The sequence below is a fragment of the Massilia aerilata genome, assembly GCF_042656905.1.
Lineage (GTDB): Bacteria > Pseudomonadota > Gammaproteobacteria > Burkholderiales > Burkholderiaceae_D > Telluria > Telluria aerilata.
Map to the genome: position 1 here is coordinate 118,443 of NZ_JBHSMZ010000008.1, position 13,602 is coordinate 132,044.

Sequence of the window (13,602 nt, forward strand, 5' to 3'; positions counted from 1 at the left end):
GTGAATCCGTTGATAATACCAAAAACGGACCGCCTTATTGACCCCGTTATTTCGGCCGCGGATTCCCCAGACCCCGGTTCGGCTGGATCAGCTTGCCCGAGCGGATGTCGCGCACGGCGGCGCCCACCGCGCGCGCCACGTTGCGCACCTCTTCCTGGAAAGCGGTGTCCTTGTCCAGCGTCGCATGGCTGTCGGCGTAGGATTCGTAATAACCGACGTAGCGGTCGAGCTGGGAGGTCGGGCTGCTTGAAATCAGGCCCATCCAGTCCAGCCAGTCCGACAGGGAGCGGCGCATGCTCTCGATGCCGGCGACGTCGCCATGCACCACCAGGCCGTAGGCGCGGCCGGCCAGGTGCTTCGGATAGTCCCAGGTCTTCTCGAGTTCCTTGGCTTTTTCCGCGTCCTTGCCGTGGGTCGAGCTGGGGTCGGGGTTGCCGCCGTCGGCGCAGACCAGGCGGTCGATCATCAGCTTGAGCACGGACGGCGACTGGTACCAGTAGACCGGGGTCAGGATGATGACGCCGTGCGCCGCCACCCATTTCTCGTAGATCTCGTTCATCCAGTCGTTGTTCTGGTGCAGCGAGTGGTTCGGGTAGCAGCTGCAGGGCCAGTGGCACAGCGGCATCGCGGTCGAGACGCAAGCCTTGCAGGGGTGGATGTGGCGGTCGAAGTCGGAAATGATGCGCGAGAGGTCGAGCAGGTCGGTGTCGAAGCCCTCGGCCAGCAGCAGCTCTTCGCACATCTTGGCGAGGCGCCAGGTCTTCGAGATCTCGCCGGGGCAGCTGCCGTCGTTGCGCGCGGCGCCATTGATCAGGAGGATGCGGCTGAGCGTGCCGGGGTCTTTCTGCTTCGCCTCGGCCGCGAGCAGGCGGTCGTGCGCTTCCTTCCACTCGACCGAGAGCTCGTAGTCGGGATCGGCAAAGCCCGGTCCCGCTTTCACCGTCACCGGCGCCTTGTGCGAGCCGACATAGGCTTGCCAAGCAATTTCCTCGACGGCCGCCAGTTCATGGCCGACGTTTTCGTAGAGCGGATCGAAGAAGTTGCGCGAGAAGCGCAGGCGGAACTCATTACGGTTGAGCTTGGCGGGCGCCTGGCCCTTGCGTACGGTGGTCATGAGCGGCCTTATGGAAGATGTGCCGTCCGATTATGGAACAGCGGCATCGCATAAGCCGGTACGCCAGCTAACATAGACATGAAAAAGGCGGTGCGGCCCCGGGGACCGCACCGCCTTCAGGCGATTGAATCTGGCGAATCGCTTACTTGTTGTTGCCGCCCGGGTTAGGGTGGTTTGCCAGGATGATGCCGTACTTGGCGATGTCCGACAGGCCGCCGCCCGCTTTCACGGACTGGAAGGTCGAAATCGCCTTGTCCTTCTGGCCGGCGCGCAGGTAGGCCATGCCCAGGCGCACCTTGGCTTCGTCAGGCGCCTTCAGGCTGCCCTTGGCGATGCCCTGCTCGATGAAGCCGATGCCTTTGTCGAACTGGTCCATGGTCACATAGGCCCAGCCCAGGTTGACCAGGCCGGCGCCGGTCTTGGCCTTGGCGGCCGAGGCTTCGCCGGCGGCGATGTTCTTGGCGTCGTTGGCGGCTTCCTTGGTCGCGCGGTCGCGCAGCTTGCCGTGCGCGGCGGCCGAGCCGCCGGTGCCCAGGACGCCGGCCGCGAAGCCCGCATCCATGACCTTCTTGGCTTCGGTCGGGAAGCCGTCCTTCAGGGCCAGCTCGGCCAGCTCGGTGTACATCTCCGGGGTCAGGACCTTGACGGCGGCGAATTCGAGACGCAGGACGTCCGGATAGTTGGTTTCATTGAAGCCCGGCTTGCGCACGACGCCGCGGTAGATCGAATCCATCCAGACATCGTCGTTCGGATAGAAGGTGATCATCTGCTCGAGGCCGTACAGGTAGGCGTTGTCGTCCTTGAGCTTGTTGGCGGCCGACGCGTACAGGCGCAGGTCTTCCGAGGACGGGGTCTTGCCGGCCTTTTCGGCGGCTTCCAGTTGCGGACGCAGCAGTTTCGTCGCGTTCGCGTAGTCGTTGCTCAGGTAGTAGGCGCGGACCAGCGGTGCGTTCGCCGCGTCCGAGTTCGGGTTTTCAGCCTGGAAGCGCTTGAACCACTCGATTGCCTTCGGATAATTCTTGGCGTTGTAGTACATGCCGGCCAGGGCTTGCGTGAACTGCGGCTTGTCGCTTGCCGGCAGCTTGCCCGAGCCCAGGATGGCTTCCAGCGCGGCGATCGAGGCCTGGTCGTTGTTGGTGGCGGAGGCGTGCGACAGCTTGATGCGGTTCAGCACATATTCTTCATACGGCGTCTTGTTCGGGAAGGCTTCGGCCTGGGCGATGCGGTTCTGAACTTCGGTATAGTTCTTCGCGTCCATCAGCGGCTTGATCTGTGCCGAGTCGAGCAGCTTGAACAAATCCGGGCGGACCGTGTCCGGTTTCGGTTGAGCCGCGGCATCGGCCGGGGCGGCCTTGTCTTGCGCGGAGGCGCTGTGCATGAGAGCCGGTGCAGCGTTCAGGCCGATAGCGGCCAGCATCAGGGCAAGGCGGGCAAAACGGAATTGGGACATGAATAATCCTTCTCTTTGATTAACTCGGACAAAGCGTGCATTGTCCCACAAACGGCTTTGCGGGGCCGGACAATTGTGCCGCAGGCGGGCCTGCGGCAAACGCGTCGTTACAATGGGTTACGCTACCTGCATAAAAGAAATTATTCGAAGCCGGGCACCGGGCACACGCCCTCGGCGTCGATCTCGCCGGCGAGCCAGGCATTCACCGCCTCCAGCGCCGGCGGCGCGAAGCCGTAGGTCATCAGGGCCGGGGCGCCGAAGTCCAGCGCCTGGTAGGGGTTCCACAGCGCGATGTGCAGGTCGGGCCGCCAGTTGTCGCGGGCGTGCGGGCCGTAGCGGCGGCGCGAGGTCGAGGCCAGCATCGTGAAGCGGCCGTCCTGCGGCAGCGTGTTCCAGTCGAAGGCTTCGGGATCGGCAAAGGTCACCAGTTCCACGTCGTAGAGCTTGCCGAGCGAGGCCGCGATGTTGGCCGCCGGCACGCCGGCTTCCGAGACGCCGTCGCTGACCACGTCCTGGCGCGCCACCAGGCGGACCTTGCCGCCCGGCGCGGGACGCTGCGGCTTGCCGCGCGCGGTGAGGGCGCGGCGCCAGGCGCGCGCCATCAGGGCGCGGTCTTCGGCTTCGGTCGCATATGGGACACTGCCGGCCGGATGCGCCTGCGCCAGCTTGTCCAGCCTGGCCAGGCGCCGCTGCACGGACGCCATCGGCAAGGTGCCGTCTTCGATCGCGGCGGCAATCGCTTCCAGCGTCGCCTCCTGGGTCTCGCGGCTGCCGATCGCCATCACCATGTCGGCGCCGGCCACCAGCGCGTTGACGGCTGCTTCGCCGGCGCCGTAGCGGTGCGCGATCGCATGCATGTCCATGCCGTCGGTGATGATCACGCCTTCATAGCCCATCTTCACGCGCAGCAGGTCGGTCAGGATGGCGCGCGACATGGTGGCCGGATTGTGCGGATCGAGGGCCGGGTAGACGATGTGGGCGGTCATCACGGCCGGCGCGTGCGGGGCGGCGGCGCGGAAGGGCGCGAACTCGAAGCGTTCCAGCTCGGCCAGGTCTTTGTCGACGGTCGGCAGGTCGCGGTGCGAGTCGACGTGGGTGTCGCCGTGGCCGGGGAAGTGCTTGACGCAGCAGGCCACGCCCTCGGCATCGCTGCCGTCCATCCAGGCCATCGCCAGCGCGGCCGCGCGCTCCGGATCGGCGCCGAAGGAGCGCTCGGCGATCACCGGATTGCGCGGGTTGTTGTTCAGGTCCAGCACCGGCGCGAAGTTCCAGTTGAAGCCCATGGACTTCACGGCGCGCGCGACGGCGGCGCCGACTTCCTTGGCGAGTATCGTGTCGTCGGCGGCGCCCAGCGCCATCGCCGACGGCGGCGGCGGCACCCACAGCGAGCGCACCACGGCGCCGCCTTCCTGGTCGAGCGCGATCAGGGCGTTCTCGCCCATGGCGTCACGCAGGCCGGCGTTGAAGCGGGTCAGCTGGGCCGCATCGACCATGTTCTGGCGGAACAGGCAGGCGCCGCGGATTTTGTTCGCGCGGATGAAGGCGGCGGTCTCTGGATCGAGTTCGGTGCCGAACAGCCGGATCATGATCAGCTGGCCGGCGAGTGTCCTGTATTCGTTCATGTCTTAATTCGTCTTGGTGACTTTGCTCAGGTGGCGCGGCTGGTCCGGATTCATGCCGCGCGCCCTGGACAGCTGCGCCGCCATCACGTAGAAGGCCTGGATCGCGACGATGGGGTCGAGGTCGGGCGTACTTGCCACCGGCAGGTCGAGGTCGCGGCCAGCCACGTCCTGCGGCGCCGCCAGCAGCACGCGCGCGCCGCGGCCGCGCATCTCTTCGGCCAGCGCCACCAGGCCGGCCTGGGCCGGGCCGCGGGTCGCGAAGATCAGCAGCGGATAGCCTTCCTCGATCAGCGCCATCGGGCCGTGCTTGATCTCGGCGCCGGAGAAGGCTTCCGCCTGCAGGGCCGAGGTCTCCTTGAATTTCAGGGCCGATTCCAGCGCCACCGGGAAGCTGATGCCGCGGCCGACCACCATGATGTTCTGCGCCGGGGCCAGCACCTCGATCGCTTGCGACCAATCGGCATCAAGAGCGCGCTGCAGATCGTCGGGCAGGGCGCGCAGGCCGTCCTTCAACTCGTCGTCGCCCTGCCATTCGGCCACCAGGCGCGCGCCGGCCGTGAGGCTGGTGATGAAGCTCTTGGTCGCGGCCACCGATTTCTCTTTACCGGCGTGCAGCGGCATCGCCCATTCGGCGGCATGGGCCAGCGGCGAATCGATGTCGTTGACCAGCGCGACCGTGGTGGCGCCGCCGTCGCGGAAGTAGCGGATCGGCTCGACCACGTCCGGGCTCTGGCCGGACTGCGAGATCGACACCGCCAGCGTGCCCTGGGTCTGCAGCGGCGATTTATATAAGGTCACCAGCGACATCGGCAGCGAAGTCACCAGGCGGCCCAGGCGCGCCATGGTCAGGTAGGCGAAGTAGCTGGAGGCGTGGTCCGAGCTGCCGCGCGCCACCGTCACCACGTTATTGAAGCTGGCCGCGCGGAGATGGCGGCCGAGATCCGCGTAGCGCTCGACGTCGTTCGACAGTTGCAGGGCGACGCAATGGGCGGCGGACTTGGCTTCTTCGAGCATCAGCGAGGTGGCTTCAAGGCTCACAGACTTCTCCTTCGATATAAACGGCTTTGAGATTCAGGTTGCGGTCGAGGACGACCAGATCGGCGAAGCAGCCCGGCGCCAGGCGCCCGCGGCGACTTTCGCCAAGGTAGTCCGCGGCATTCGTGGACACGCGGCGCGAGGCGTCTTCAATGGAAAGGCCGATCGAGACCAGGTTGCGCAGCGCCTGGTCCATCGTGAGCGTGCTGCCGGCCAGGGTGCCGTCGGCCAGGCGCACGCCGCCCATGCACTTGTGGACTACCTGACGCCCCAGCATGTACTCGCCGTCCGGCATGCCGGCGGCGGCGGTCGAATCGGTCACGCAGTACAGCTTCGGGATGGCGCGCAGCGCGGCCTTGATCGCACCCGGATGCACGTGCAGCAGGTCGGGGATGATCTCGGCGTACTGCGCATGCGCCAGCGCGGCCCCGGCCATGCCGGGCTCGCGGTGGTGCAGGCCGGGCATCGCATTGAACAGGTGGGTAAAACTGGTGGCACCGTGTTCGAGGGCCTGGACCCCGTCTTCGTAGGAGCCGGTGGTATGCCCGATCTGCACGCGGATGCCGGCTTCGGCCATCTGCCGCAGCAGGGCCAGGTGCCCGTCGATCTCCGGCGCCACGGTAATCGCCCGCATCGGCGCCTGGCCGTTGAAGCGCTTCACTTCATCCATCGAGGCTTCGCGCGCGAAAGGCGGCTGGGCGCCCAGCTTGCCCGAGTTGATGTACGGGCCTTCCAGGTGCACGCCGAGGATGCGCGCTTCGTTCCTGCCGCGCTCCTTGCAGGCGCCGCCGATCGCGTCCAGCGCGCGCTCGATGTCCTCCACCGGCGCGGTCATGGTCGTGGCCAGCAGGCTGGTGGTGCCGTGCTTCGCGTGCAGGCACGCGATCACGTGCGGGGCGTCGCCGCCTTCCATCATGTCGCGGCCGGCGCCGCCGTGCACGTGCAGGTCGATGAAGCCGGGCAGGATGTAGTCGTCGCCGTTGTCCGTGGGGTCGCAGGCCTGGCCGTCGATGGCGGCGATGGTGTTCGGTTCGCTATCCGCCAGGCGGATTTCGCCGCGGATCCAGCCGTCGGGGGTGAGGATGTTGCCTCTCATTTGCTGTCCTTGAGTTGAAGCGCAATCATTTGCAGGGCGCCGGCCGCGGAATCGCCGCGCGGCGGCGTGGTGCGGGCCAGCAGGCCGGCGGGCAGGAAGTCGCGCAGTGCCGCGCCCAGGCCGCCGCACAGGGCCAGCGGCAATTTGCCGTCCGGATCGAGTGCATGGGCGATGGTCGCCACTTCCTGGCCGGCGTCGAGCAGGATGGCGCGCGCGACGGGGTTGCCGGCATGGTGGAGCACCAGCGGGGCGAGGCTGGCGTAAGCGGTCTGGCTGGCCTTGCCGAGCCAGGCCTGGATCGCGTCGCGCTTGTTGCTGCCGATGGCGCCGCAGGCTTCGATGAGCGCATCGGCGAAGGCGCTGCGTTCGCGGCGGCCGTCCAGCACCTGTTCGATGTGGCCGATGGCGCGCAGGCCGATCCAGCCGCCGCTGGCTTCGTCGCCGGCCGGGAAGCCCCAGCCGCCGACTTCGTGCCGGCTGCCGTCTTCGCGCAGCACTTCGCCGACGCTGCCGGTGCCGATCGCGACGATGGCGCCGGCCGCGCCGCCGTGGGCGCCCATCAGGGTCGTGAAGGCGTCGGTCTCGAGGCGGATGGCCCCATACCCGGGATTGGCGGCCACGAATTCGGCCGCCCACTGCTTGTTGTGGACGCCCGCCAGGCCGAGGCCGATGGCGATGTGTTCGAGTGGGGGCTGTTCGACGCCGGCCGCGGCGAAGGCCTGGCTGGCCGCCTGCCGGACCGAGGACCAGGCAGGTGCGATGCCCAGGCCGAGGCCGGAAGGGCCGCCGCTGCCCTGGGCGAGTTCGGCGCCATCGCGGCGCGCCAGGCGCACGCGGGTGCCGGTGCCGCCGCCGTCGACGCCGATGAGAAAGTCGATCATTGTTGTTCGTTGTGCCGGGAAAGTCAGGGCACTATAGGAGGGGCTGTCAAGCTTGTCAACAGGTATTTAATTGGTATTGTAAAGTGCCGCTGTGAATTAGACCGGGAATCGGCATTGTTGAACCTAAGTTGCTGATCCATAAGGAAGTATCTGGTATTGTGACTGGTATTGTCCGTTTTCCGTTTCGAGAAGCCTGACGAAAGACCTTTCCTGTCTGCCGATAAGCCTAGGCTGCGGTACGTCTACCTCATCAAGCCTGCTTTACAGATGTTGCCGGAGTTGTTCCCAAGCGCCGTGACAATGTGCGACCATCAGCCCTTATCGTTCTGGTAATTTGCCATCACCAAAAACCACGCTCATCGGAGACGCAAATGAGGCTCGTCATTCTCGCTGGACTGTTGTTGATCGCGCAGGCACACGCAGCAACGATTCCGGCCCGCGGCACCTACAGTCCCCCATAGGCGATTTCAAGTGCCGGGATTACCCTTTCGATGTGGATGTTGTTGAGGCGGTCGGGCCGCACGGCGGCACAATCCGTCTTCGGGACGGCGTGCGGGAAATACGATTCGACCTGGAAGCGTTCAATCCTGTGCTCGACAAGGGAACGCTGGCAGCAAATCGGGTGGCGTTGTATGAAGGCTATCTCGCGAAAAACACGCTTCCGCTATTGCAAGGCGTTAGCCCGGATGCAGAGCTGCTGGAGGCAAGATTTCTTGTTCTTGAGAAGCCGGATATGCATTTGCCTGTATATCAGTCTGCGGTACTGATGACCAAGGGCGAAGGTGTTCGCGGCCAGATTCAGTACAGCGACGGTCGTTTCATGTACACGATAAGTCATTTTGCGCGGGTTGAAAAAAACGCGTCGAGAGAGAGCCAGCTTCACGCAGCTTATGAGCAACTGCTGATTGGTCTGAGCTGGTGCCATTTCCCTGACCCGTCACGATGAATGCGCGGGCTGTCCACGATGGTGTCGAAGAAGCAGGCGCCAATAAACATCTCGCCGTTGCTAGAATCGATTGCCTCGAACGGAGGACACGATGGGACGCTTGACCTTCAGTATCAACCTCACCCTGGACGGCTGCCTCGACCACCAGGAGGGCATCGCCGACGACGAGACCCATGCCTTCTTCACCCGCCTCATGGACGAGAGCGGCGCGATGCTGTGGGGCCGCGTCACCTACGAACTGATGGAGAGCTACTGGCCGGCGGTCGCCAGCGGCGAGGTGGAGGCCCCGGCGGCGATGCGCGAGTGGGCGCGCAAGCTGGAGGACAAGCCGAAGTACGTGGTGTCCTCGGCGCGAACGGACTACCCCTGGACCAATAGCCGCCACATGGCCGGAGACCTGCTCGCGGGCGTACGGAAGCTCAAGGACGCGACGCCGAACGGGGTGCTGCTCGGCAGCGGCAAGCTGGCCAGGGAGCTGGACCGGCTGGGCCTGATCGACGAGTACAAATTCCTCGTCCACCCCAGGATCGCCGGCCACGGCCCGACCCTGTACGAAGGCGGGCTGCCCGCCACGCGGCGGCTCGCATTGGTCTCGGCGACGCCGCTCGGCAACGGCGCGGTCGCCATGCACTACCGGCGGGAAGTTTAAAGGTCGGCGGTCGTGTCGGGCGCGCCGGCGCGTTCCGGCGCATGGATCGACGCCGCGTGCTCGCCGCCGCGCAGCCAGCCGAACAAAATCGCCATCATGAAGGGGCCGACGAACAGGCCGATCACGCCCAGGGTCGAGACGCCCCCGAGCAGCCCGAACAGCACGGCCAGGAAGGGCAGGTTGACGCGGTGGCCGATCAGCTTGGGGCGGATGAATTTGTCGACCATGAACAGCTCGACGGCGCCCCAGCTGAACAGGCCCAGCGCCGCGCCCGAATGGCCCTGGCCCAGCAAGAGCAGCGACACCATGGTGAAGGACAGCGGCGCGCCGCCCGGCACCAGGGCCAGGTAGCCGGTGATCACGCCCAGCAGGGCCGGCGCAGGCGCGCCGGCGAGGGCATAGGCGATGCCGAGCACGATGCCTTCGAGGATGGCGACCGAGCACAGGCCCAGTGCCGTGCCGCGCACCGACAGCGGGAAGATCCGGCGCAGCGTGGCGTAGTGGGCCGGCAGCAGGCGGTCGCCGGCGCGGTCCATCAGGCGCACGACGGCGGGGCCGTGCAGGTAGAGCATGAAGAGGGTGAGCAGGGCCAGGAACAGGTACAGGGCATTGGCGAGGATGATCGAGCCCCAGGTGCGGGCGGCGCCGGTCAGGTGCGGCATCATGTCGCCGACGATGCTGCGCACCAGGCTGCTGATGCCGCCCGGCCGGGCCAGGTGCTCGTTCCACCACTTGACGGCCGGCTCGGCCACCATCGGCAGCCTTTCGAGCCAGGCCGGTACCGGCACGCCGGCTTCGTTGAGGTGGGCCAGCAGGCGCTGCACGCCGGCCAGCTCGCTGCTCAGGGCATTCACCAGCACGAAACCCGGACCGGCGAAGGCGGCCACCAGCAGCAGCACCAGGAACACGGCGCTGAGCGGCCGCGGCCAGCCGCGCCGGCCCAGGCGCTCATGCAGCGGCCAGGTGATCACCGCCAGCAGGCCGGCCCAGGCCAGGGAGCCCACGAAATGCTGCAGCACGAACGCGAGTCCGATCGCAAATAAAACGGGCAGCGCGGACTGCGCGAATGAATACCGCATGTGTTCCCTGGTCTCCTGGCTGGGCCTGTCTTACGCGCGCTGCAGGGCTGCGATGCGCTCTTCGCAGGACGGGTGGGTGCTGAACAGGGACAGCATACCACCGCCGGCGATGCCGGAGGCCGCCATGTTCTTCGGCAGCTCGCCCGCTTCCATGCCGCCCAGGCGGCGCAGCGCGGCGATCATCGGACGCGGGGTGCCCATGATCTGGGCCGAGCCGCGGTCGGCGCGGAACTCGCGCTGGCGCGAGAACCAGGCCACGATGATGCTGGCCAGCAGGCCGAACAGCAGGTCGCAGACGATCGAGGTGACGTAGAAGGCGATGCCCGGGCCGCTGGATTCCTCGTCCTTGCGGATGAAGCTGTCGACCGCGTAGGCGACCACGCGCGCCAGGAACACCACGAAGGTATTCACCACGCCCTGGATCAGGGTCAGGGTGACCATGTCGCCGTTGGCGACGTGGGCCACCTCGTGCGCCAGCACGCCCTCGATTTCTTCATGCGTCATCGATTGCAGCAGGCCGGTCGACACCGCCACCAGCGAAGCGTTTTTCGTGGCGCCGGTAGCGAAGGCGTTCGGCGCGCCTTCGTACACCGCCACTTCCGGCATCGCGATGCCGGCGCGCTGGGCCTGCTTGGCGACGGTATTCATCAGCCAGGCTTCGGTGGCGTTGGACGGCTGCTGGATCACGCGCGCGCCGGTCGACCACTTGGCGATCGGTTTCGACATCCACAGCGAGATGAAGGCGCCGCCGAAGCCCATCAGGGCCGCGAAGCCGAGCAGGGCGCCGAGGTTCAGGCCGTTCGCCGTCAGGTAGCGGTTGACGCCGAGCAGGCTGGCCGACACGCCCAGCACCAGCATGATGGCGATGTTCGTAGCGAGAAAAAGAAAGATGCGTTTCATGATTGCTTACCCCATGGAGGTTATATTTCCAGTGTGGAAGCATACGGCAGCGCGCCCTCTTGAAAAAGCGCAGTTTTCGGAAGAATGTCTTCGGAAAAATCTGAATGTATCAGCCTTGGTCTTTTGCTATAGTTTCAGCGTCTTTTCCCAACCATGGAGGCGGCAATGCGCGGAGCAGGCGGAACCAGCGGCGGTACCGGCCAGTTTTTCCTCGGCCTGATGATGATGTGCGGCGGCTTTTATCTCTTGCTCAACAGCGTGGTGGTCAGCTCGGCCTTCGGCTGGGGCACGCGCCTGTTCGGCTTCGGCAGTGCCGGTATTACGGGCGGCATCGTCCTGATCCCGCTGATCATCGGCGTGGCCATGATCTTCTATAACGCCCGCAGCGCGTTTGGCTGGCTGCTGGCGCTCGGCTCGCTGGCCGGCCTCGTGTTCGGCGTGATCGCCTCGCTCAGCATGAGCCTGCGCACCATGTCGGCCTTCGAACTCCTCTGCATCCTGGTGCTGGCCTTCGGCGGGCTGGGGTTGTTCCTGCGCTCGCTGCGCAGCCAGGCGCGCGAGGAGGCCGCGGAGGTCGCTTGATTAATGGATGCCGGCGTCCGATTCGTTGCGGAGCCGGGCGCGCCAGGCGCCCAGCGCCGACAGGGCCGAATGGAATTTGCGCTCGATCAGATCGGCCTCCGCCTCGGTGACCCTACCATCGATCAATGCGCTCGACACGGCTTCCGCCACCGCGCCCACTTCGCTCATGACGCGGCACACGGTCTGCGACAGGTCGTCCTGGCGCGCGGTGTCAGGCTGCGGCACCAGGAAGGCGGCCATCCCGTGGCGCACCAGCAGGGCATGCAGCGGCAGGTGGGCGTCGGGCACGCCGGCCGCGTGGCAGCATTCGACGATCAACGAGACTTCCTCGAACGAGGGGTAGTGCGAGGCGATCGTCGGCGCCAGCTTGTTGCGCAGGACGTTCACCGACATATCGAGCTCGCGCGCCAGCGCATCCAGTCCTCCGGGATACTTGCGCGCCACCGTGTAGAGGGCATCGTGCTGGTTCATGTCGAGGTAGCGTCGCGTCATGGTAATCCTTTGATATTTTTACCGGTGCATGTCAACATGCCCTTCGTTATCCTGATTCTAACTTTCGACGGCCCTCCTGACCATGCTGAAGACCTTTACGAAGTATGCACATGTCGCACTGGCGCTAAGCCTGGCCCTGTCCTTGGCCCCCGTGCCGGCGGACGCCAAGCCTTCGAGCTCCTCGTCCTTCAAGAGCGGGTTTTCGTCGCAGCGTTCGTCGTCCTCGTCGTCGAAGGGCGGCTTCGGCTCCTTCAGCAGCCGCTCGGCCTCGAAGCCGTCCGGTAGCGGCGACAGCGGCGCGGCCAGGAAGTCGGGCGGCGGCTTCGGCTCCTTCAGCTCGGGGCCGTCCGCGGCCTCGCGCAAGCCGGATTCGGCATTGTCGCGCAAGCTGGATAGGGAAAGCTCGGAAGCGAACGCCATGCGCACGCTGGATGAACGGCGTGCGGCGCAGGCGGCGCGCGACAATCCGCCCCCAAGGCCCAGCTACGAGCAGCGCGATGCGCGCACGCCGCCACCGCCGCAAGGCTATGGCTACGGCTACGGGAATGCGCCGGCGCCCGCGCAAGCGCCGGTCATCATCAACCAGGGCGGCGGCGGCGGACTCGGGCACGTGATCGCCGGCGCCGTCCTCGCCAACTCGGTCGCGAACGCGCATGCCCGCAACAACAACAATGCCAACAACAATGGCGGCGGCTACTACCCGGCCCCGAGCGGTTCCGCCGGCGGCCTGGCCAACCAGGCCGGCGCCGGCAGCGTGGGCGGCAGCACCGGTGCACCGGTTACCGCATCGCCGGGCGCACCGGCCCCCGCGGCGCCGGCAAAAGGCGGCTCGGTGTTCGGCACGATTGTGTGGCTTGCGGTGCTGGCGCTGATCGGCTGGGTCGTCTACCGCCTGTGGAAGCGCGCGAAGGCCCGCCGCGCCGCCGACAAACCGAATTATTCGTTCGAAAGGAATTAAGCAGATGGCCTGGAAGGATGTATTCAGCTACGTGCGCGGCATCGCCGAAAAGAAGGGCGTGGCGGAGGGCGAAGCGCGGATGGACGCAGGCGTGCCGCTGGACGCGCGCATCGGCAGCGTGGTGCAGATGCAGCACTCGCCCATCATCCGCGCGCAGGCCAACGGTTCGCTGATCGCCATGCCGGAAGCGGGCGACACGCGCATCCTGGCGGTCTCGCAGATGCGCCTGCAGCCCGACACCGAGCTGTATCGCCTCTACCTGGACAAGGGCGACGAGGACGCCAAGGAAAAATTCCTACAGGTGTTCTGCGGCGACGACGGCAAGGTGGCCGAGATCCTCTACTGCACCCAGCTGGCGCGCGTGATACCGGAAACCGCCGACGACCAGGACGCCTACACCGGCCAGGCCGGCTACGGCCTTGGCGACCCGGGCTACACGCTGTGGCGCGAGCAGCTGGCCGACACGCTGGACGGAGCGACCCTGGCCACGGCCTTCGGCGACGGCGAGCGCATCGACTACCAGCGCGACGCCGGCGGCGCGGCCAGCTTCGTCAAGCCCTTTACGGGCCGCGAGATCCGCATCGACGATGCCAAGGGCGTGCACGGCCTGCGCCAGGAAATGTATTTCATGCCCTATGTGCGCGAACTGGCGGGCGGCGGGCGCGAATATCTACTGATCACCACGGAGATCATCGAAAGCGTCGATGGCGATACTTCGAAGCGCGGCATCCATGTCGACTTCGTGATCGGCATCCCGATGGAGCAGGAACGTATCGTCATTCAATGACATCTTCACCC

General features: G+C 66.2%; 15 protein-coding genes. 5 read left to right on the top strand and 10 right to left on the bottom strand.

The features are described 5' to 3' along the window. Positions 1 to 46: 46 nt before the first annotated feature. The 6 genes from ACFPO9_RS13120 to ACFPO9_RS13145 all read right to left on the bottom strand — a co-directional run bounded on the left by ACFPO9_RS13120 (position 47) and on the right by ACFPO9_RS13145 (position 7,198). Entirely contained in the window at positions 47 to 1,114 is a 1,068-nt protein-coding gene (locus tag ACFPO9_RS13120) for a flavodoxin family protein (RefSeq protein WP_379771457.1), read from the bottom strand. A 142-nt stretch (positions 1,115 to 1,256) separates the two neighbouring features. Then, positions 1,257 to 2,564, bottom strand: a complete 1,308-nt coding sequence (locus tag ACFPO9_RS13125; RefSeq protein WP_379771459.1) for a tetratricopeptide repeat protein — start codon at positions 2,562 to 2,564, stop codon at positions 1,257 to 1,259. 140 nt (positions 2,565 to 2,704) lie between these two features. After that, on the bottom strand, positions 2,705 to 4,186 hold the full coding sequence (gene nagZ / locus ACFPO9_RS13130) for a beta-N-acetylhexosaminidase (protein ID WP_379771462.1): 1,482 nt from the start codon (positions 4,184 to 4,186) through the stop codon (positions 2,705 to 2,707). A 3-nt stretch (positions 4,187 to 4,189) separates the two neighbouring features. Next, complete coding sequence (locus tag ACFPO9_RS13135) at positions 4,190 to 5,200, bottom strand: SIS domain-containing protein (RefSeq protein ID WP_379771685.1); 1,011 nt, start codon at positions 5,198 to 5,200, stop codon at positions 4,190 to 4,192. A gap of 13 nt (positions 5,201 to 5,213) precedes the next feature. After that, positions 5,214 to 6,317, bottom strand: coding sequence for an N-acetylglucosamine-6-phosphate deacetylase (gene nagA, locus ACFPO9_RS13140; RefSeq protein WP_379771465.1), 1,104 nt, complete (start codon positions 6,315 to 6,317; stop codon positions 5,214 to 5,216). Beyond that, entirely contained in the window at positions 6,314 to 7,198 is an 885-nt protein-coding gene (locus ACFPO9_RS13145; RefSeq protein ID WP_379771468.1) for a glucosamine kinase nucleotide-binding domain-containing protein, read from the bottom strand. Before ACFPO9_RS13145 ends, nagA begins: the two co-directional genes overlap by 4 nt. A 493-nt stretch (positions 7,199 to 7,691) precedes the next feature. Here ACFPO9_RS13145 and ACFPO9_RS13150 point away from each other — a divergent pair, with 493 nt between their 5' ends. Both ACFPO9_RS13150 and ACFPO9_RS13155 read left to right on the top strand, forming a co-directional pair. Next, a complete protein-coding gene (locus tag ACFPO9_RS13150; protein ID WP_379771471.1) occupies positions 7,692 to 8,144 on the top strand; it encodes a hypothetical protein in 453 nt (150 codons plus the stop codon). Between the two features lie 91 nt (positions 8,145 to 8,235). Further along, positions 8,236 to 8,793: a dihydrofolate reductase family protein gene (locus ACFPO9_RS13155; protein WP_379771473.1), complete on the top strand. Its 558-nt coding sequence runs from the start codon at positions 8,236 to 8,238 to the stop codon at positions 8,791 to 8,793. Here ACFPO9_RS13155 and ACFPO9_RS13160 read toward each other — a convergent pair. Together ACFPO9_RS13160 and htpX are read right to left on the bottom strand one after the other, a co-directional pair. Then, positions 8,790 to 9,872 carry an AI-2E family transporter gene (locus ACFPO9_RS13160; RefSeq protein ID WP_379771476.1) on the bottom strand — a complete coding sequence of 361 codons (1,083 nt, stop codon included), beginning with the start codon at positions 9,870 to 9,872 and terminating at the stop codon, positions 8,790 to 8,792. The genes ACFPO9_RS13155 and ACFPO9_RS13160 overlap by 4 nt on opposite strands. Before the next feature lie 30 nt (positions 9,873 to 9,902). Further along, positions 9,903 to 10,772: a protease HtpX gene (gene htpX / locus ACFPO9_RS13165; protein WP_379771479.1), complete on the bottom strand. Its 870-nt coding sequence runs from the start codon at positions 10,770 to 10,772 to the stop codon at positions 9,903 to 9,905. 165 nt (positions 10,773 to 10,937) lie between these two features. Between htpX and ACFPO9_RS13170 the strand changes: the two genes are divergently transcribed. Next, positions 10,938 to 11,354: a hypothetical protein gene (locus tag ACFPO9_RS13170; RefSeq protein ID WP_379771481.1), complete on the top strand. Its 417-nt coding sequence runs from the start codon at positions 10,938 to 10,940 to the stop codon at positions 11,352 to 11,354. Here the strand turns inward: ACFPO9_RS13170 and ACFPO9_RS13175 are convergent, their stop codons facing one another. Together ACFPO9_RS13175 and ACFPO9_RS13180 are read right to left on the bottom strand one after the other, a co-directional pair. Continuing rightward, positions 11,355 to 11,846, bottom strand: coding sequence for a phage regulatory CII family protein (locus ACFPO9_RS13175; RefSeq protein WP_379771484.1), 492 nt, complete (start codon positions 11,844 to 11,846; stop codon positions 11,355 to 11,357). Positions 11,847 to 11,903: 57 nt separating this feature from the next. After that, positions 11,904 to 12,266 (bottom strand): hypothetical protein, encoded by a 363-nt coding sequence (locus ACFPO9_RS13180; protein WP_379771487.1) that lies wholly within the window; start codon positions 12,264 to 12,266, stop codon positions 11,904 to 11,906. On the opposite strand from ACFPO9_RS13180, the gene ACFPO9_RS13185 reads away from it, so the two are divergent. Both ACFPO9_RS13185 and ACFPO9_RS13190 read left to right on the top strand, forming a co-directional pair. Next, positions 12,265 to 12,804, top strand: a complete 540-nt coding sequence (locus ACFPO9_RS13185) for a hypothetical protein (protein ID WP_379771490.1) — start codon at positions 12,265 to 12,267, stop codon at positions 12,802 to 12,804. The two genes, ACFPO9_RS13180 and ACFPO9_RS13185, sit on opposite strands and share 2 nt — an antisense overlap. A 4-nt stretch (positions 12,805 to 12,808) precedes the next feature. After that, entirely contained in the window at positions 12,809 to 13,591 is a 783-nt protein-coding gene (locus ACFPO9_RS13190; RefSeq protein WP_379771492.1) for a hypothetical protein, read from the top strand. Positions 13,592 to 13,602 lie beyond the last annotated feature (11 nt).